General features: G+C 50.5%; 18 protein-coding genes. 11 read left to right on the top strand and 7 right to left on the bottom strand.

The genetic code is table 11. The annotated features are described in order from the left end of the window. Positions 1 to 2 precede the first annotated feature (2 nt). The 6 genes from WKJ04_RS02070 to WKJ04_RS02045 all read right to left on the bottom strand — a co-directional run bounded on the left by WKJ04_RS02070 (position 3) and on the right by WKJ04_RS02045 (position 4,631). A complete protein-coding gene (locus tag WKJ04_RS02070; protein WP_337878885.1) occupies positions 3 to 263 on the bottom strand; it encodes a DUF1653 domain-containing protein in 261 nt (86 codons plus the stop codon). After that, entirely contained in the window at positions 256 to 681 is a 426-nt protein-coding gene (gene ruvX / locus WKJ04_RS02065; protein WP_337878884.1) for a Holliday junction resolvase RuvX, read from the bottom strand. The genes WKJ04_RS02070 and ruvX overlap by 8 nt, the downstream gene beginning before the upstream one ends. After that, positions 681 to 1,238, bottom strand: a complete 558-nt coding sequence (locus WKJ04_RS02060) for a YqgE/AlgH family protein (RefSeq protein WP_337878883.1) — start codon at positions 1,236 to 1,238, stop codon at positions 681 to 683. Before WKJ04_RS02060 ends, ruvX begins: the two co-directional genes overlap by 1 nt. 15 nt (positions 1,239 to 1,253) lie before the next feature. Further along, on the bottom strand, positions 1,254 to 2,213 hold the full coding sequence (gshB, locus tag WKJ04_RS02055; protein WP_337878882.1) for a glutathione synthase: 960 nt from the start codon (positions 2,211 to 2,213) through the stop codon (positions 1,254 to 1,256). A gap of 31 nt (positions 2,214 to 2,244) precedes the next feature. After that, entirely contained in the window at positions 2,245 to 2,973 is a 729-nt protein-coding gene (gene rsmE / locus WKJ04_RS02050; RefSeq protein ID WP_337878881.1) for a 16S rRNA (uracil(1498)-N(3))-methyltransferase, read from the bottom strand. 92 nt (positions 2,974 to 3,065) lie between these two features. Further along, positions 3,066 to 4,631 carry an AbgT family transporter gene (locus WKJ04_RS02045; RefSeq protein WP_337878880.1) on the bottom strand — a complete coding sequence of 522 codons (1,566 nt, stop codon included), beginning with the start codon at positions 4,629 to 4,631 and terminating at the stop codon, positions 3,066 to 3,068. 295 nt (positions 4,632 to 4,926) lie between these two features. On the opposite strand from WKJ04_RS02045, the gene WKJ04_RS02040 reads away from it, so the two are divergent. After that, positions 4,927 to 5,469: a hypothetical protein gene (locus WKJ04_RS02040; protein ID WP_337878879.1), complete on the top strand. Its 543-nt coding sequence runs from the start codon at positions 4,927 to 4,929 to the stop codon at positions 5,467 to 5,469. Between the two features lie 188 nt (positions 5,470 to 5,657). On the opposite strand, the gene metK is transcribed toward WKJ04_RS02040, so the two are convergent. Beyond that, complete coding sequence (metK, locus tag WKJ04_RS02035) at positions 5,658 to 6,809, bottom strand: methionine adenosyltransferase (RefSeq protein ID WP_337878878.1); 1,152 nt, start codon at positions 6,807 to 6,809, stop codon at positions 5,658 to 5,660. A 378-nt stretch (positions 6,810 to 7,187) separates the two neighbouring features. On the opposite strand from metK, the gene tkt reads away from it, so the two are divergent. The 10 genes from tkt to WKJ04_RS01985 all read left to right on the top strand — a co-directional run bounded on the left by tkt (position 7,188) and on the right by WKJ04_RS01985 (position 17,853). Continuing rightward, positions 7,188 to 9,185, top strand: a complete 1,998-nt coding sequence (tkt, locus tag WKJ04_RS02030) for a transketolase (RefSeq protein WP_337878877.1) — start codon at positions 7,188 to 7,190, stop codon at positions 9,183 to 9,185. Between the two features lie 61 nt (positions 9,186 to 9,246). After that, positions 9,247 to 10,257: an erythrose-4-phosphate dehydrogenase gene (gene epd, locus WKJ04_RS02025; protein ID WP_337878876.1), complete on the top strand. Its 1,011-nt coding sequence runs from the start codon at positions 9,247 to 9,249 to the stop codon at positions 10,255 to 10,257. Positions 10,258 to 10,290: 33 nt separating this feature from the next. After that, entirely contained in the window at positions 10,291 to 11,469 is a 1,179-nt protein-coding gene (locus WKJ04_RS02020) for a phosphoglycerate kinase (RefSeq protein ID WP_337878875.1), read from the top strand. 103 nt (positions 11,470 to 11,572) lie between these two features. Continuing rightward, entirely contained in the window at positions 11,573 to 12,637 is a 1,065-nt protein-coding gene (gene fba / locus WKJ04_RS02015; RefSeq protein WP_337878874.1) for a class II fructose-bisphosphate aldolase, read from the top strand. A 42-nt stretch (positions 12,638 to 12,679) separates the two neighbouring features. Next, on the top strand, positions 12,680 to 13,651 hold the full coding sequence (locus WKJ04_RS02010) for a DUF3450 domain-containing protein (RefSeq protein ID WP_337878873.1): 972 nt from the start codon (positions 12,680 to 12,682) through the stop codon (positions 13,649 to 13,651). Positions 13,652 to 13,657: 6 nt separating this feature from the next. Beyond that, positions 13,658 to 15,022, top strand: a complete 1,365-nt coding sequence (locus WKJ04_RS02005) for a MotA/TolQ/ExbB proton channel family protein (protein ID WP_337878872.1) — start codon at positions 13,658 to 13,660, stop codon at positions 15,020 to 15,022. Then, complete coding sequence (locus WKJ04_RS02000) at positions 15,022 to 15,546, top strand: MotA/TolQ/ExbB proton channel family protein (RefSeq protein WP_337878871.1); 525 nt, start codon at positions 15,022 to 15,024, stop codon at positions 15,544 to 15,546. Before WKJ04_RS02005 ends, WKJ04_RS02000 begins: the two co-directional genes overlap by 1 nt. A gap of 13 nt (positions 15,547 to 15,559) precedes the next feature. Next, positions 15,560 to 15,961 (top strand): biopolymer transporter ExbD, encoded by a 402-nt coding sequence (locus tag WKJ04_RS01995; RefSeq protein WP_337878870.1) that lies wholly within the window; start codon positions 15,560 to 15,562, stop codon positions 15,959 to 15,961. Between the two features lies 1 nt (position 15,962). Further along, a complete protein-coding gene (locus WKJ04_RS01990) occupies positions 15,963 to 16,583 on the top strand; it encodes an energy transducer TonB (RefSeq protein WP_337840901.1) in 621 nt (206 codons plus the stop codon). A 4-nt stretch (positions 16,584 to 16,587) separates the two neighbouring features. Continuing rightward, the gene (locus tag WKJ04_RS01985) at positions 16,588 to 17,853 is read left to right on the top strand and encodes a tetratricopeptide repeat protein (protein ID WP_337878869.1); all 1,266 of its coding nucleotides are present in this window, start codon (positions 16,588 to 16,590) and stop codon (positions 17,851 to 17,853) included. Positions 17,854 to 18,150 lie beyond the last annotated feature (297 nt).

The following is an 18,150-nucleotide window of genomic DNA, read 5'->3' as shown; positions in this document are numbered from 1 at the left end:
CGTCAGCGTGATGGCTGACGCAGCGCTGAAGGAATATCGGCAGAAACAAAAGCAAAACGCGGTTTGGTGCCTGTATCGGTTGGCACCTGTTCCGTAAACATGGCCAGGGGCCTTACCCACAACCCAAAGTCGCCATACAAAGCCCGATACAGCACCAGCACTTCATCGGTTTCGCTATGGCGCACTGTGTCTGTCACCTGGTAGTAGCGGCCTTTATAGTGTTGGTACAAGCCTGCAGCTAACAGCGCGGGAGCCTTACTCATAAGCGCCCCCGTTTTCAAACCAGCTTTCCAAAATCAGCTTGGCGGACTGACTGTCGACCGCATCTTTGCTGAGTTTACGATACCCCCCTTCAGCAAACAGCTGGCTGCGCGACTCCACTGTCGTCAGCCGTTCATCCTGGGTTTTCACCTGCACACCAAAACGGCCATGCAGCCGGTTGACAAACTTATGCACCCGGGCCGTTAACGGTTGTTCGGTGCCATCCATATTGAGGGGCAGGCCGACCACCAGATAGTCGGGTTGCCACTCCTTGAGCAGGGCTTCAATCTGTCCCCAGTCCGGTATGCCATCATTGGCTTTCAGCGCTTTCAGTGGCGAGGCGGTGCCGGTCAGGCTCTGACCAACAGCCACACCGATACTTTTGGTACCATAGTCAAAGGCAATTACAGTCTGGCTCATCAGGCATGGCCCGCCTGAGGTGAAATTTGCCAGACATCAATGCCCAGTTGATGAGTGGCACCCTGCCATTTTTCAGCATGTGACAGCTCAAAAATAATCCTGTTGTCGGCCGGGATCACCAGCCAGCTGTTATCCGCAATTTCCTGCTCCAGCTGGCCGGCACTCCAGCCTGCATAACCCAGCGCCAGAATAAACTGGGCCGGGCCTTCGGCGGTGGTCAGGTTTTGCAGTATGTCCTTGGACGTAGTCACCATCAGGCCGTTATTCAGTTGCATGCTGCTGACGTAACCCGCCTGTGGCGAATGCAGTACAAAACCTCTGTCGTTTTGTACCGGGCCACCGGCACAGACCTGAGCTTTGGCCGCCTTACTCTGTGGGTCAAACTCAATTTGCAGTTGTGATAATAAATCGGCCACTGTCACCGACATCGGATGGTTGATCACTATGCCCATCGCGCCTTCGGCGTTGTGCTCACAGATGTAGGTGACACTGCGCCGGAAGTTGGGGTCTTCCAGTGTTGGCATTGCGATCAATAAATGATTTTGCAGAGTGTCCATACCACCTCTCTGGACTTAATGTTGAACTTGCTGGCTTAACAGTAGCTCAATCTGGTCAAATAGCATGCCAGTGATACTGACCGGGAACGCCGCTTCAATTTCGCGGATACAAGTGGGGCTGGTGACGTTAATTTCGGTCAGTTTGTCACCGATAATATCCAGCCCGACAAAAATGAGCCCTTTGGCTTTCAGTGTGGGACCAACGGCCCGTGCTATGGCCCAATCCGCGTCGGTTAAAGGCCGGGCTTCACCACGGCCTCCCGCCGCCAGATTACCGCGGGTCTCGCCACTGGCTGGAATACGGGCCAGGCAATAAGGCACAGGCTCACCATTAACCACTAACACCCGTTTGTCGCCTTCGGTAATTTGGGGAATATAACGTTGCGCCATGGCATAGCGGCTGCCGTGTTCCGTCAGGGTTTCAATAATCACGCTGACATTGGCGTCGTTGGGTTGTAAGCGGAAAATCGAGGCGCCACCCATGCCATCCAGCGGTTTTAAAATCACATCCTGCTCTTGCTGGTAAAAAGCTTTTAAGCGGGCTGCATCGCGGGTAACCAACGTCTTTGGCGTCCACTTTGCAAACCAGCTGGTGTACAGCTTTTCGTTGGCATCCCGCAGGCTTTGTGGTTTGTTGACAATCAAAGTGCCTTCGTCTTCAGCCCGCTCGAGAATATAAGTCGCGTAAATAAATTCGGTGTCAAAGGGCGGGTCTTTGCGCATCAGGATCACATCCAGGTCACTTAAGGCGATATCCTGACTGCCGCCAAAATCGTACCAGTGTTCGCTGTTTTGTTGCACCGATAACAGCCGGGTGCGGGCGCGGGCCTGGCCTTCGAGTAAATACAGATCGGCCATTTCCATATAATGCAGCTGATAACCACGGCTTTGCGCCTGCAGCAACATGGCGAAGCTGGAGTCTTTTTTAATATTGATGGCGCTGATGGGGTCCATCACAATACCGAGTTTGATCATTCTTTGTTCCTTGTTCTCTGGGAGGCCAAATTCAGGCCAGATCACCAAATTGCAATTGCAGCGCGCTAATGGCGGTTAAGGCGGCCGTTTCGGTACGTAATACTCTGGGGCCTAAGCGCACAGGCAGAAAGCCCGCTTGTTGGGTTTGTATAACTTCAAGTTCACTAAAACCGCCTTCCGGGCCAATCACCAGCCGGATTGTTGTGCTGCCGCTGATGGTTTTAATGGTGGCATCGGTCCAGGGATCCAAGGTCAGCTTTAAATCTTTTGTGCTCTGGCCCAGCCAGTCTCTGAGTGGCACCGCGCGGTGGATCACCGGCACCACACTGCGGCCACTTTGCTCACAGGCGGAAATAGCGATTTTTTGCCACTGTTCAGTGCGTTTATCCAGCCGCTCGCCATCCAGTTTGACGCCGCAACGTTCGGTAAACAGCGGGGTAATTTCGGTCACACCCAGCTCTACGGCTTTTTGAATAACAAAATCCATCCGATCGCCTCTGGATATACCCTGGCCTAAATGCAAAGACAGGGGGGATTCAACCGGATTGGCTTTTTGGGTTGTACAGCGCACATACACGGCTTTTTTTTCGACACGGCTGATGGTGCAGTCATAGTTTTGGCCATCGCCGTTAAACAACTGCAATGCCTGCTCTGCGCTCATTCGCAGTACCCGGCCTATATGATTACTGCCGTCTTCAGATAAGGCGAACTCAGTCTCTGACTGGATTGGGTGTGGGTGATAAATTCGAGGTGTACGCATCAGGGTTCCGGCCAACAACGGGAATGTCTTATGGTAACAGTGTGCCGGGCAATTGAACACGCCAGCAGCATCGGCTGCTGGCGAATTAGCCATTAAAGTGCAGGGTAGAGGTAGCTGGAACCAATACCTAAAGGCAGGCCCAGACTCCAGTACAGAATTAAGAAGGCGGTCCAGCAAATCAGAAAGGTGACTGAATAAGGCAACATCAAGGCCACCAGGGTGCCAATGCCGGTTGATTTGACGTACTTCTGACAAAACACCACGATCAGCGGAAAATACGGCATCAGTGGGGTGATGATATTGGTGGAAGAATCACCCACCCGGTATGCGGCCTGAGTCAGGTCGGGCGACACCCCCAGCTGCATCAGCATCGGCACTAACACTGCGCCAATCAGCGCCCATTTGGCGGAGGACGAACCAATTAACAGGTTGACTACGGCGGTAAGCAGCACCAGACCTATCAGATTAACCGCCATAGGGAAGGCCATTTGCTGCAGGAAATTGGCTCCTTTAATTGCCATTAACGCGCCCAGGTTCGACTGACCAAAGGCATAAATAAACTGAGCACAGAAAAAAGCCATCACGATGTAATAGCCCATACCGCTCATGGCTTTGGTCATGCCCTGTACCACGTCTCTGTGACTGCGGACTTTTCCGGACACATAACCATAGACTATGCCAGGCAGCAAAAAGAACACAAAAATAAGCCCGACTATAGATTGCATTAACGGGGCCGATGCGGCGGTCAGATCGCCATTGGCACCACGCCAGGCTGAATCGGCGGGCAGTGCTGTCAGTACCAGTGCGGCGATTGCCAGTAGCATCGACAACAGCGCAAAACGCAGACCTTTGCGTTCCTGTGCCGTTAAAGGGTCCATGGTCGGTAACTGCTCTTTATCACCATCCACCGGTGTTGTCTGCAGACGGGGTTCGACCACTTTATCTGTTAAAAACCAACCCAGCAGTACAATCACCAACACAGAGGCTGTGGTAAAGTAGTAGTTATTCAGCGGGTTAATTACCAGACTCGCTGCGGCCGGATCGGCGGATAAGCGGGCAGAGGCCTGTGTCAGACCTGCCAGCAGCGGATCCAGACTGGAAGGCACAAATAAGGTGGCCGCAAAACCGCCGGACACACCGGCAAAAGCGGCGGCAATACCCGCCAATGGGTGTCGGCCAGCGGCATAAAAAATCACCGCCCCCAGCGGGATCACCAAAACATAACCTGCATCCACCGCCACATGGCTTAATATGCCGACCGCAATCAGCACCGGGGTCAGTAAATGGCGGGAGGTGATGGCCAGAATGCCACGCAGGGCAGCATTGATAAAGCCGGTGTATTCGGCCACGCCTAAACCCAACATGGCGACCAGCACCACACCCAAAGGCGGAAAATTGACAAAGGTGGCCACCATTTTGGCCATAAATTCTGTGAGGGAGGAGGCCGCCAGCAAATTGTTAATTTGAAACGCCTGGCCTGTGCGCGGATCAATGTCTGTAAATTCAACGCCAGACAAAACCCAGGACAGCAGCCACACCAAGGCCATTAACAGTGCAAATAAGATGGCCGGATCCGGCAGTTTGTTACCAATACGTTCTATTGCATTCAGACTTCGGTTCAGCCAGCTGTTGCTGGCCGCTGTGGATTCTGTGGTCACAGGCGATCTCCATTTGTTATTGCCACAAGCAACTTGTTGTTATCAATGCAGATGTTACCTTAACCAGTTGTTGGGCACAGGTAAATAGACGGATGTTGGTAATCTGAGTTGTGGTTAGGCTCATTCCAACTTTTCAGGCTAAAACCTGCATCACCTGTTTTTCCCATTGTGTGGCCATTTGATCCTGGTGCAAACTTGGTAGTTGATTGTTCCCTGTAAATCAATCATTTAAGCTTTGATTGTGGGATAGCTACTCACTATTATCTTTACATAATTTTAAACAACGGAGTGTGTGATGGAATTAACTTTAAGCCAACTGCGGCAAAGCTTTGAACAAAGAACAAACCGTTCTATGTCGATGCCGCTGGCTGGTACCCTGTTTTGGTCTGTAGTCCTGGGTCTGAGTTTTGTTTCACCTTTTAATACCACCCTACTGGTGATGTTATTTGGCTCGGGTTGTATTTTTCCGCTGGCGTTGTTATTTGCCAAATTGCGTGATGAAGACTTTTTTATGAAAGGCCACAGTTTAGGCAAGCTGATGTTAACCGGAGTCATTATGGCGAACTCACTCTGGGTGTTGCATATCATCTTGCTGTTCGTTCAGCCGAAACTTGTGCCTTATAGTCTCGCCTTAGGCTTAGCTATTCACTGGCCTTTATACGGCTGGATTATTCAGCACAGTTTGGGTTTGCAGCATTTATTTATGCGCGCTTTTGGCCTTTTTGCTGCGTTTTTATGGTTGCCGCTGAATTCAATTACGGCAGCAGCTTTAGTCACGGTGACTTGCTATCTGATTACCCTGGTGCAAATGCAGCGACGTGTGGTTGCGCTTAGCTGATCCTGAGTTGTTATTGGGATAGAAAGGCGTAAGGTGATTTTATTCAAAATCAATGAATTATAAGGCCGATATTTACCCCCACCTGAGGTTCGAACGCAACTATCGGTGAAGTTTCACTACAGATCACCGATGGCACCGCAGAAAAAAAAAGGGAGCCGAAGCTCCCTTTTAGATTGATGGCGGTGCTATTACAGACCGGCGTCGGCGCGTAATGCGTCCGCTTTATTGGTTTGCTCCCACGGGAACTCATTACGGCCAAAGTGACCGTAAGCTGCGGTGCCTTTGTAGATGGGGCGCTCCAGGTCCAGCATTTCAATCAGGCCATAAGGGCGCAGGTCGAAATGACGACGCACTAATGCAATCAGTTGCTCTTCACTCAGTGCGCTGGTGCCGAAAGTTTCCACACTGATGGAGGTTGGGTCTGCCACACCAATGGCATAAGACACCTGAATTTCACAGCGGTCTGCCAGGCCTGCGGCCACAATGTTTTTCGCCACATAACGGGCGGCGTAAGCAGCAGAGCGGTCCACTTTTGACGGGTCTTTGCCAGAAAATGCACCGCCACCGTGACGGGCCATACCACCGTAGGTGTCGACGATGATTTTACGACCGGTCAGGCCACAGTCACCCATAGGACCACCAATGACAAAACGGCCAGTCGGGTTAATAAAATACTTGGTGTTGCTGGTCAGCCATTCAGCTGGCAGTACCGGCTTGATAATGTGTTCCATCACAGCTTCACGCAGGTCGGCCGTTGAGATGGTGTCGCAGTGCTGAGTGGACAGGACCACCGCATCAATACCGACTGGCTTGCCATCTTCGTAGACAAAGCTCAGCTGTGATTTCGCGTCCGGACGCAACCAAGGCAGGGTGCCGTCTTTACGCACTTTGGCCTGTTGCTGCACCAGACGGTGAGAATAGGTAATAGGAGCTGGCATTAACACGTCCGTTTCGTTACTGGCGTAACCGAACATCAGCCCCTGGTCGCCAGCACCTTGTTCACGTGGGTCTTTTTTATCGACACCCTGGTTAATGTCCGGAGACTGTTTACCGATGGCGCTCAATACTGCGCAGGAGTTGGCGTCAAAGCCCATATCGGAGTGAACATAGCCGATGTCACGAATGGTGCTGCGGGTCAGCTCTTCAATATCAACCCAGGCGGATGTGGTAATTTCACCACCCACTAACACCATGCCTGTCTTGACGAAAGATTCGCAGGCAACACGGGCTTTTGGATCTTGCTCCAGAATTGCATCCAGTACCGCGTCAGAAATTTGATCGGCAATTTTATCCGGATGTCCTTCAGAAACAGATTCAGAGGTAAAAATGTGTTGTGCCATTTACGTTTTCCACATGTTGGTTGTTAATGCGCCAGGGCGCTGTATTTTGGGGCGGCTATTCTAGAGAAAGCGCAAGCTGAATTCTAGCTTTTTTTGCCGCCCGGACGTCTTTCATGCTAAATGTCTCTTTATATCGCCTTCAGGCTGGAAAACTCCAGTTGCGCGGGGATTTATATTTGCGCTTTGGAAGTGGCTCTGTGAAAATACCGCCAGCTTTGGGCTTCCATGTAAAAAAACAGAAGTCATATAAAAAAACAGAAATGAACCCATCAAACTGCCAGTGCACACTCAGATCGCTTTTACAGAGCAGTACAATTTTTATATGAATTTCAGCCCCCTTGGATCAAAGTGAACACAGATAAGATAGCAGGAGAGAAGATGCCGTCTCGCAAACAACTGGCCAATGCCATTCGTGCTTTGAGTATGGACGCAGTACAAAAAGCGAAATCAGGTCACCCGGGCGCCCCTATGGGCATGGCCGACATTGCCGAAGTGTTATGGCGGGATTATCTGGTACATAACCCACAAGACCCCAGCTGGCCAAACCGTGACCGCTTTGTTTTGTCCAATGGCCATGGTTCCATGTTGTTGTATTCCCTGCTGCATTTATCAGGTTACGAGCTGTCAATTGATGATTTAAAACAATTCCGTCAGTTGCACTCCAGAACACCGGGTCACCCGGAGTATGGGTATGCACCAGGTGTGGAAACGACGACAGGTCCGTTAGGGCAGGGTATTACCAATGCGGTGGGCATGGCGATCGCTGAAAAAGCGCTGGCCGCTCAGTTTAACCGCGACGGTCATGCCATTGTTGACCACTACACCTATGCCTTTTTGGGTGACGGCTGTCTGATGGAAGGGGTGTCGCATGAAGCCTGTTCCTTAGCCGGCACCTTAGGACTGGGTAAGCTGATCGCCTTTTGGGACGACAATGGTATTTCTATTGACGGTCATGTTGAAGGTTGGTTTACCGACAACACGCCAGCTCGTTTTGAAGCCTATGGCTGGCATGTGATCCCGGCTGTCGATGGCCACAACGCCGATGCGGTGGCTGCTGCCATTGAACAAGCACGTCAGGTCACAGACAAACCGACACTGATCTGCTGCAAAACCATTATCGGTTATGGCTCACCAAACAAATCCGGTTCCCATGACTGCCACGGCGCCCCGCTGGGGGATGCCGAAATTGCCGCGTCTCGCGAGTTTTTGCAGTGGCCATACGCACCATTTGAAATCCCGGCAGAGATTTATGCGCACTGGGATGGCAAAACCAAAGGTGCGGCAGCCCAGCAAAGCTGGAACGCCAAATTTGCCGCTTATGCCGAAGCCTACCCAGAGCTGGCGGCTGAACTGAAGCGCCGCACTGCGGGTGAGTTGCCCGCTGATTGGGCTGAAAAGTCTCAGGCTTATATTGAACAGTTGCAGGCGAACCCTCAGACCATTGCCAGCCGTAAAGCCTCCCAAAATGCATTAAATGCCTTTGGTCCTTTATTACCGGAATTTATGGGCGGCTCGGCTGACCTGGCGGGCTCTAACCTGACGATCTGGTCCGGCTCCAAAGGTTTAACCAAAGACGATGCCAGTGGCAACTACGTATTCTACGGCGTACGCGAATTTGGTATGTCGGCCATTATGAACGGTATTGCCCTGCACGGTGGTTTTATTCCTTATGGCGCCACCTTTCTGATGTTTATGGAATATGCCCGCAACGCGGTGCGCATGGCTGCCCTGATGAAACAGCGGGTTATTTTTGTTTACACCCACGACTCCATTGGTCTGGGGGAAGATGGTCCGACCCACCAGCCGGTTGAACAGCTGGCGTCACTGCGGGTGACCCCGAACCTGATGAACTGGCGTCCTTGTGATGCAGTCGAATCCGCCGTGGCCTGGCAGGCCGCCATTGAGCGCACTGAAGGGCCTAGCACTCTGATCTTCACCCGGCAGAATCTGGTGCAGCAGCCTCGCACTGCGGAGCAGCTGACGGCTGTGCGAAAAGGTGGCTATGTGCTGGTGGACTGCGAAAAAGCGCCAGAGCTGGTGCTGATTGCGACAGGTTCAGAAGTGGAACTGGCAGTGCAGGCGCAAAAACAACTGGCGGCCAAAGGCCACCAGGTGCGGGTGGTGTCTATGCCATCAACGGACGTGTTTGAAGCTCAGGATGCTGCGTACCGTGAAGCTGTGTTACCTGCAGCCGTCACGAAACGTGTGGCGGTGGAAGCGGGTATCAAAGACAGCTGGTACAAGTATGTGGGACTGACAGGCAAAGTCATTGGCATGGACAGTTTCGGTGAATCTGCACCGGCTGAACAGTTGTTTGAATACTTTGGTATTACGACGGCGGCTGTTGTAGCCGCTGCTGAAGAACTTCTGGCCTGAGGGCTGGTGTAAGGGGGCATGCGTGCCCCTTTTGTATAGTTGAGGAGCCGGTTTTTCCAGCATGACAATTCGGGTTGCTATTAATGGCTTTGGCCGTATCGGTCGTAATATTCTGCGCGCACTTTATGAAAGTGGTCAGCAGCAGTGGGTGCAGGTGGTTGCCGTGAATGAACTGGCCGATGCCAGAGGCATAGCGCATTTACTGAAATACGATACCTCACATGGCCGTTTTGCCCACAAGGTGGAACTGGACGGTACCAGTCTGAAAGTGGATGGCCACAGCATCCGGCTCTTTGCCGAGGCCGATCCTGCTCAACTGCCTTGGGCCGAGCTTAATATTGATGTGGTACTGGAATGCACGGGGGTTTTTCACAGCCGTGATGACGCCTTGTTGCATCTGGCGGCAGGCGCTAAAAAGGTGCTGTTTTCGAACCCGGCCACAGCCGATATCGACGCCACTGTCATTTATGGGATCAATCAACATCTGCTGAATGACAGCATGACAGTTGTCTCTGCAGGCAGCTGCACCACCAATTGTATTGTGCCTGTGCTGCAAGTGCTGGATGATGCCTTTGGGGTGGAAAGTGGCACTATCACCACTATTCATGCGTCGATGCATGACCAACAGGTGATTGACGCTTATCACAGCGATTTACGCCGCACCCGTGCCGCCAGTCAGTCTATTATCCCGGTCGATACCAAATTGGCGCGTGGTATTGAACGCATACTGCCGCATCTGGCCGGACGTTTTGAAGCCATTGCCGTCCGGGTGCCAACGGTGAACGTGACCGCGATGGACTTAAGTGTGACCTTGCATAAGGATGTGGATATAGGGCAGGTAAATCAGGTGCTCCAACAAGCCAGTCTCAGCAGTCTGCAGGGGATCCTGGATTACACCGAAGAGCCTTTAGTTTCGGTTGATTTTAACCACGACCCACATTCCTGCATTGTTGATGGCTCGCAGACCCGGGTCAGTCATAAAAAATTAGTCAAATGTCTGGTCTGGTGTGACAACGAGTGGGGCTTTGCCAACCGGATGATCGACACCGCCAGAGCCATGATGAACAGTTAACGACAACAGAGTTCAAATCACAGGAGTTCGTCTATGTCCGTAATTAAAATGGCCGATTTGGATTTACAGGGAAAAAGGGTGCTGATCCGTGAAGATCTGAATGTGCCGGTTAAAAATGGCAAAGTCAGTTCAGATGCTCGTCTGAAGGCCGCCATCCCCAGCATTGAACTGGCATTGCAAAAAGGTGCCAGGGTGATGGTGTGCTCACACCTGGGACGGCCGGATGAAGGCGTGTACGCCGAGGAATTCTCCATGGCGCCTGTGGTGGACTATCTGAATCAGGCGCTTTCTGTGCCAGTCCGCCTGGTGAAGGATTATCTCAACGGCGTTGAGGTCAAGGCCGGTGAAGTGGTGGTGTTTGAAAATGTGCGCTTTAACAAAGGTGAAGGCAAAAACGACGAAACACTGTCAAAACAACTGGCTGCTTTGTGTGACATTTTTGTGATGGATGCCTTTGGCACTGCGCACCGGGCACAGGCTACCACTCATGGTGTGGCTAAGTTTGCGCCTGTCGCCTGTGCAGGTCCGTTGCTGGCGGCTGAACTGGACGCTCTGGCCGCAGCGCTGAAAAACCCAAAACGCCCTTTAGTGGCTATTGTTGGTGGTTCTAAGGTATCGACTAAACTGACAGTGCTGGATTCCTTGTCAGGTATTGTTGATCAGCTGATTGTTGGCGGGGGTATCGCCAATACTTTTATTGCTGCTCAAGGTCATAATGTAGGGAAGTCACTGGTTGAAGTGGACTTAATTCCAGAAGCCAAACGTTTAATGGCGCAGGCCGAAGCGCGTGGTGGTTTTATTCCGGTGCCAACCGATGTGGTGACAGGCAAAGCGTTTGCAGAAGACACGCCAGCGACGACCAAAGCGGTATCAGCCATTGACGCGGACGATATGGTGTTTGATATAGGCCCTGACAGCACCAGAGCGCTGGTCGATATCTTAAAAAATGCAGGTACCATTGTGTGGAATGGTCCAGTCGGTGTGTTTGAGTTTGCCAGCTTTGAAGCAGGCACCAAGGCGTTGTCCGAAGCTATTGCACACAGTGATGCGTTTTCCATTGCCGGTGGTGGTGACACGCTGGCGGCAATTGATAAATATGAAGTAGCTGAAAAAATTTCATATATCTCTACAGGGGGAGGGGCCTTCCTTGAATTCCTTGAAGGGAAGACACTACCCGCAGTAGAGATACTGGAACAACGAGCAAAACAATAATTAACATTATCGGCAGCCAGGTCCGGGTATAACTTGATCATCTGAAGATGACGCCGGACTCTGCCATACCTTAACCCTTACCCTACAAAACAAGAGAGGATTTATGGCTCTGATCTCCATGCGTCAAATGCTGGACCATGCGGCCGAATATGGTTACGCGGTGCCGGCTTTTAACGTGAACAATCTCGAGCAGATGCGCGCCATTATGCTGGCCGCCGACGCGACAGACAGTCCGGTCATAGTGCAGGCATCTGCCGGCGCCCGTAAATATGCCGGAGCGCCATTTTTGCGTCATCTGATCCTGGCTGCAGTGGAGGAGTTCCCACATATCCCGGTGGTGATGCACCAGGATCACGGAACGTCGCCAGCAGTATGTCAACGCGCCATGCAACTCGGCTTTTCCTCAGTGATGATGGACGGTTCGCTGCGGGAAGATGGCAAAACGCCGGCTGATTATGCCTACAACGTGGATGTAACCCGCCGTGTTGTAGAAATGGCGCACGCCTGTGGTGTGTCTGTGGAAGGCGAATTAGGCTGTCTGGGCTCACTGGAAACCGGTGCTGCCGGTGAAGAAGATGGTATTGGTGCTGACTGCGTGCTGAGCCATGACCAAATGCTGACCGATCCGGAAGAAGCGGCGCAGTTTGTGAAGGCAACGGGAGTTGATGCCTTAGCTATTGCTTGTGGTACCTCACACGGCGCTTATAAGTTCAGCCGGCCGCCGACAGGGGATATTCTGGCGATTGACCGGATCAAAGAGATCCACGCCCGTATTCCTAATACACATTTGGTGATGCACGGTTCGTCTTCGGTGCCACAGGACTGGCTGGCCATTATCAATGAATATGGTGGTGCTATTCCGGAAACTTACGGGGTTCCGGTGGAACAAATTCAGGAAGGGATCAAACACGGTGTCCGTAAAATTAACATCGATACGGACTTGCGTTTAGCGTCGACGGGGGCGATTCGCCGTTTTATGGCGCAACACCCGGCAGAGTTTGACCCGCGTAAATATTTGCAGGAATCAGTCAAAGCCATGGCTGATATTTGTAAAGACCGTTATCAGGCGTTTGGTACCGCCGGTCACGCGTCAAAAATTAAAGCCATTTCTTTGGAAAAAATGGTCAGTATGTATGAGTCGGGTCAGCTGGCTCAGAACATAAAATAAGCAAAATGGTTAGTATGCCGTTAATGGAATAATGGCGACATTTTGCCAAGTCCGAACAAAGGGGAAAACAGCCTTTTTGTTGCAACAAAACTGTCACTGGGGATTGCCTTGGTTATATTGACAATCCGCGGTTTTGCTGCAATGATGCGGGCGGTTTACCCTTTAACCAGGTCATATTTTGTAACAAAAATGACCTTCCTAAAACAGGTTACGTTAATCAGCAATTATTGGTTGGGAACTATGTCTAACAATAACATTCGTAAGAGTCTGGTTGCCTCTGCTCTGTTCGGAGCATTCGCAATGGCCAGCACTTCAGTCGCCGCAGATCCACTGGTGGAATTGCACAAAGCCGGTCAGCAAAACATCCGTGCTGCAGTTCAGTCTCAAGAAAAAATCAACAACATTTTTGACCAAAGCCAGGAGTTACTGGCCGAGTACCGTCAATTAGTTGAACAAACTGAAAACCTGAAAGTGTACAACGACCACGTTGCCCGTCTGGTTGCTGACCAGGATGCTTCTTTGGCTTCTCTGGACAAACAAATTGGTACTATCGAAGGCACCAAGCAAGGTATCGTTCCTCTGATGTACCGTATGATCGATACATTGGAAGCCTTTATCAAAGCGGATATGCCAATCGATCTGAACAAACGTTTAGAGCGCATTGAGCGTCTGCGTGCGGTGATGGCAAACTCATCTGTCAACACTTCTGAGCAATACCGTCTGGTATTGGAAGCTTACCAAATCGAAAAAGACCTGGGCACAGCTCTGGTTACTTACACTGACAAGCTGAATGCTGGCGGTCAGGAAATCACTGCAAACTACGTTTATGTTGGCCGTGTTGCGCTGTTAGCCATGTCTCTGGACGAAAAACACGCCTGGATGTGGAACAAAACATCTGGTCAGTGGGAAGAGTTAGGTCCTGAGTATCTGGATTACACTAAAAAGGCAATTCGTGTAGCGGGTAAACAAGCTGCCCCAGAACTGTTAAAACTTCCAGTGATTGCAGCGGAGTAAGAATAAATGAAGAAAGTGTTTAAAGGTTTAATCGTTGCTGCTGCAGTAACCTTGTCTGCTGGCGTGTGCTTAACTGCCGCTGCTGACACCGCAAAACTGGATCAGCTGCTGGAACAAGTGAAAAAAGATCGTACCGCCGAAGGCCGTATGAACCAGCAACGTGAACAAGAGTTCCTGTCTGACCGCGCTGACAAGCAAGCTCTGCTGAATAAAGCAAAAGCTGAATTCTCTGCAGAAGAAGCCCGTGGCCGTAACCTGACCAAAGCTTTTGCTGACAACGAAACCAAGCTGGCTGCCAAAGAGCAGGAGCTGGTAAACGCTCAGGGTACGCTGGGTGAAATGTTCGGTATCGTTCGTGGTGCAGCTACTGAAACTATCGGTGGTATCGCTACGTCTAACATCAGCGCTCAGTACAAAGGCCGTGAAGACCTGCTGAAGAAACTGGCTGATGCGAAAGAACTGCCAACTATTTCTGAACTGGAAGAACTGTGGATCGCTCTGCAGACTGAAATGACTGAATCAGCGAAAGTTGCTAAGTTCGAAGGCAGCGTAACGGCTCTGGACGGCAATGCAGCCCCAGCTCAAGTGACTCGCGTTGGTGCATTCAACCTGATCTCCGACATTGGCTACCTGGTATACAATGCAGATACCAAAGAAATGCAACCTCTGGTGAAACAACCTGAGTCTTATGTTGTTGCTGATGCACTGAACTTCAAAAACGCCGCTGCAGGCACTGTTGCTCCAGTATATATTGACCCAACTGGTGGTAACTTACTGCGTCTGAAGACTCAGGAAGCGACTCTGGAAGAACAGTTCCACCAAGGTGGTACTCCAGGTTATGTCATCACAGTATTACTGATTATCGGTTTGTTAATCGGTGCTGTCCGTTGGGCTTCTCTGACAGCTGCTGGCGCGAAAATCAAATCTCAGCTGAAAAACGTCAACAACCCAACTGCGGATAACGCTTTGGGCCGTATCCTGAAAGTTTACCATGACAACAAAAACGTTGATGTGGAAAACCTGGAGCTGAAACTGGACGAAGCCATCATGCGTGAAACTCCGTCTATCGAAAAAGGCATTGCTATCATCAAGCTGATTGCTGCTGTAGGTCCTCTGCTGGGTCTGTTGGGTACAGTAATTGGTATGATCGGTGCGTTCCAGGTTATTACTCTGCACGGTACTGGTGACCCGAAAATCATGGCTGGTCAGATTTCAATGGCGCTGGTTACTACAGTTCAGGGTCTGGTCTGTGCGCTACCGTTGCTGTTTATTCACTCTCTGTTACAGAGCAAATCGAACTCAATCCTGCACATTCTGGATGAGCAAAGCGCTGGTATCATCGCTGCTCATGCGGAGAAGGAGAAAGCTTAATGCATGGCCTGATAGAGCTTTGGGAATCTGTCAGGGATTTTATCGCGACCGGCGGTGACGTTCTTTATGTAGTTGCCGCAGTCCTCTTCATCATGTGGGTATTGATGATAGAGCGTTGGTGGTTTATCGCACGAGAGTATCCGGCCATGCGTGACAAGATCATTGCTGACTGGAATGCCCGTGAAGATACCACCTCATGGTATGCGCACAAAATCCGTGACGCTTGGGTATCAGAAGCCAAAACCCACCTAAATTTGCGTATGAATGTCATCAAGACTCTGGTAGCTGTCTGCCCTATGGTAGGGTTGCTGGGTACCGTAACAGGGATGATTGCAGTATTCGAAATTATGGCGATGGTTGGTACTGGTAACCCACGTTTGATGGCAGCTGGTATTTCAATGGCAACAATTCCGACAATGGCCGGTATGGTTGCTGCATTATCAGGTGTATTCGTAACGTCTAAATTGGAAGGTAAGGTGCGCGCGGCCGTTCACGAGCTGGCGGACAGCATGCCTCATCATTGATAGAGAGTAATTTATGGCACGTAAAACTAGACGTGAAGCCGAAGAAGCAGCGATTGACTTAACGCCCATGCTGGACGTTGTTTTTATCATGCTGATCTTCTTTATCGTAACCACTTCTTTCGTTAAGGAAGCTGGTATTGACGTAAACCGTCCAAAAGCCGCTCAGGCCACTAAAAAGCCATCTGCAACTATTTTCGTTGCTATCCGGGCCAATGGTGAAATCTGGTTGGATAAACGTGCGGTGGACGTTGAACGCGTAGGCGCAACAATCGAAAAGCTGTTAGCTGAGTCACCAACCGATACTGTAATTATTCAGGCCGACAAAGAAGCGAAACACGGTGTTGTGGTTTCTGTGATGGACCAGATTAAACTGGCTGGTATCGATAAGATCTCGATTGCAGCATCGGAGAACTAATATGGTACGGTTATTACTATCACTGGTGCTTGGTGCGGTAATAACGTTTTTCCTGTACGTATTGATGGCATTCCTGATCGGCGGGGATGATATGTTCACCAATGCAAAGAAGGAACAAATCGTTATTGAGATCAACACGACGCCACCTGAGTCAAAAGCTCAGACCCGGCAGCGTGTTCCGCCACCGCCACCACCGCCACCACCGCAGCCACCTAAGGCTCCGGTAGCGGAACCTAACCAGTCAAATACTGGTGGTGCTATTGCCTTCAACATGCCTTCAGTGGATGTTGGTGGTGCCAGCACTGGTTTAGGTGACCCTTCATCAGCAATGATGCGGGATGGTGATGCGACTCCGATTGTTCGTATCGAACCTAAATACCCTGTGCAGGCTGCACGTGACGGTATTCAGGGCTGGGTAAAAATGCGTTTTACCATTCTTGAGGATGGTAGCGTCGGTGAAGTTGAAGTCGTTGATGCTGACCCGAAACGTGTATTTGACCGTGAAGCGATCCGTGCACTGAAACGCTGGAAGTACACTCCGAAAGTTGTGAACGGTAAAGCGGTTCAACAGCCTGGTATCGTTGTGCAGTTGGACTTCTCTTTAGATCAGAGTGGAGGTTAATCGGATGAAAAAATTAACATCTATTGCTTCAGCTCTTGTGGTGATGACCGCTTTTGGCATCACCACCTTCGGAAGTTATGCTGTTGCAGCTCCGGATTTTGCCAAAATTGAAGCCCGGAAGAACCAAAAGTCTCAGGCTGTTGGTGAAAAAGTAGGTAAGGCTATAGGTAAAGCCTATGAGCTTTATGGCCAGGAAAAACTGAATGAAGCTATCGCCGCCTTAAACGGTGTTGAGAGCAGCAATACCTTTGATCAGGCTTATCTGAATCGTTTCCTTGGTAACATGTGGGCGACCAAAGATGAGAAAAAGGCGATTGGCTACTTACAGAAAGCCGTCGCACCTGACGTACTGGGTTTTACTGATCATGCGGCTGCATTACGCCTGTTGGCGGACTTGCAGTTAAGCGACAAGCAGTTTAATCAGGCTATCAAAACTTATAACCAGTGGTTAGATTTTACTGGTGAAAAAGATGGCAACGTCTACTTACGTATTGCCAGCGCTTATATGGAAACCAAGCAGTATGCCAAAGTGATTGAGCCAGCTGATCTGGCGATTGCTGCGCAAGATCCTGCGAAGCCAAATGCCGGTCCATATACATTGAAGTTCTCAGCTTATTATGAGTTGAAGAACAACAAAAAAGCGATTGAAGTGCTGGAAACTACCGTCAAGTTGTTCCCAAGCGAAAAACGCTGGTGGACATACCTGGCTCAGTTTTACAGCCTGGAAGAGCAGTACGAAAAAGCATTGGTAACGTTGGAAGTGGCTAACAAGCAAGGCATGTTGGAAACTGAAAACGAATACAAGCTGTTAGCTCAGTTGTATGCCAATGCGAACGTTCCATACAAAGCGGCCAGTATTCTGGAAAAGCATGTGAAGTCAGGCCTGATCAAAAAGGAAAAGAATATCCTGAACAGCATGGCCAGTTCATTCCAGAACTCACGCGATATGGTAAAAGCGGCACAGTACTATGGTGAATCAGCCAAACTGGACAACGATGGGGATGCTTATCGTCGTCAGGGCTCTTCATTAATCCTGGCAGAAAAATACTCTGAAGCAGTGACAGCGTTAAATAACGCCATCAATGCCGGAGTGAAAAACCAGGGTCAAGTGTACTTAAGTCTGGTTGAAGCTTATTTCTATCAGAATAAGTTCCGTGAAGCTTATCAGGCTGTACAAAAAGTTAAGTCTGATACCAAGCTGGGCCGTCAGGCAGCTGCTTGGGAGTCTTACATTAAAGAGCGTGCCTCGAAAAAAGGCATCAACCTGTAAGTCCTTCCCACTAAAAAGCCCCGCTTAGCGGGGTTTTTTTATGGCTGTAAGCAGCTGTTCTTACCAAATACGCATGCAGGCACATCTGTGTTTTTCATGAGAATTGGCCAACAAATTTGCAGTTAGTTTAAAAAACATCCGAACGATCAAGGTGTTCTAAAAAACTGTTGACACTACTGGCACCTCCCCCTAGAATTCGCAGCGTCTTGTGGGGGATTGCAGTAACGCAGAAGCCACGACTGGTGTGGGGCTATAGCTCAGCTGGGAGAGCGCTTGCATGGCATGCAAGAGGTCAGC

The organism is Rheinheimera sp., assembly GCF_037442345.1.
Taxonomy (GTDB): domain Bacteria; phylum Pseudomonadota; class Gammaproteobacteria; order Enterobacterales; family Alteromonadaceae; genus Pararheinheimera.
Note: the sequence above shows the minus strand (reverse complement) of the source record. Positions and strands in the feature narration are given on the sequence as shown.

What these genes read in the sequence shown, in the direction of transcription:
- WKJ04_RS02070 (WP_337878885.1), bottom strand. Translation starts at nt 263, where the DNA reads ATGAGTAAGGCTCCCGCGCTGTTAGCTGCAGGCTTGTACCAACACTAT.
- ruvX (WP_337878884.1), bottom strand. Translation starts at nt 681, where the DNA reads ATGAGCCAGACTGTAATTGCCTTTGACTATGGTACCAAAAGTATCGGT.
- WKJ04_RS02060 (WP_337878883.1), bottom strand. Translation starts at nt 1,238, where the DNA reads ATGGACACTCTGCAAAATCATTTATTGATCGCAATGCCAACACTGGAA.
- gshB (WP_337878882.1), bottom strand. Translation starts at nt 2,213, where the DNA reads ATGATCAAACTCGGTATTGTGATGGACCCCATCAGCGCCATCAATATT.
- rsmE (WP_337878881.1), bottom strand. Translation starts at nt 2,973, where the DNA reads ATGCGTACACCTCGAATTTATCACCCACACCCAATCCAGTCAGAGACT.
- WKJ04_RS02040 (WP_337878879.1), top strand. Translation starts at nt 4,927, where the DNA reads ATGGAATTAACTTTAAGCCAACTGCGGCAAAGCTTTGAACAAAGAACA.
- metK (WP_337878878.1), bottom strand. Translation starts at nt 6,809, where the DNA reads ATGGCACAACACATTTTTACCTCTGAATCTGTTTCTGAAGGACATCCG.
- tkt (WP_337878877.1), top strand. Translation starts at nt 7,188, where the DNA reads ATGCCGTCTCGCAAACAACTGGCCAATGCCATTCGTGCTTTGAGTATG.
- epd (WP_337878876.1), top strand. Translation starts at nt 9,247, where the DNA reads ATGACAATTCGGGTTGCTATTAATGGCTTTGGCCGTATCGGTCGTAAT.
- WKJ04_RS02020 (WP_337878875.1), top strand. Translation starts at nt 10,291, where the DNA reads ATGTCCGTAATTAAAATGGCCGATTTGGATTTACAGGGAAAAAGGGTG.
- fba (WP_337878874.1), top strand. Translation starts at nt 11,573, where the DNA reads ATGGCTCTGATCTCCATGCGTCAAATGCTGGACCATGCGGCCGAATAT.
- WKJ04_RS02005 (WP_337878872.1), top strand. Translation starts at nt 13,658, where the DNA reads ATGAAGAAAGTGTTTAAAGGTTTAATCGTTGCTGCTGCAGTAACCTTG.
- WKJ04_RS02000 (WP_337878871.1), top strand. Translation starts at nt 15,022, where the DNA reads ATGCATGGCCTGATAGAGCTTTGGGAATCTGTCAGGGATTTTATCGCG.
- WKJ04_RS01995 (WP_337878870.1), top strand. Translation starts at nt 15,560, where the DNA reads ATGGCACGTAAAACTAGACGTGAAGCCGAAGAAGCAGCGATTGACTTA.
- WKJ04_RS01990 (WP_337840901.1), top strand. Translation starts at nt 15,963, where the DNA reads ATGGTACGGTTATTACTATCACTGGTGCTTGGTGCGGTAATAACGTTT.
- WKJ04_RS01985 (WP_337878869.1), top strand. Translation starts at nt 16,588, where the DNA reads ATGAAAAAATTAACATCTATTGCTTCAGCTCTTGTGGTGATGACCGCT.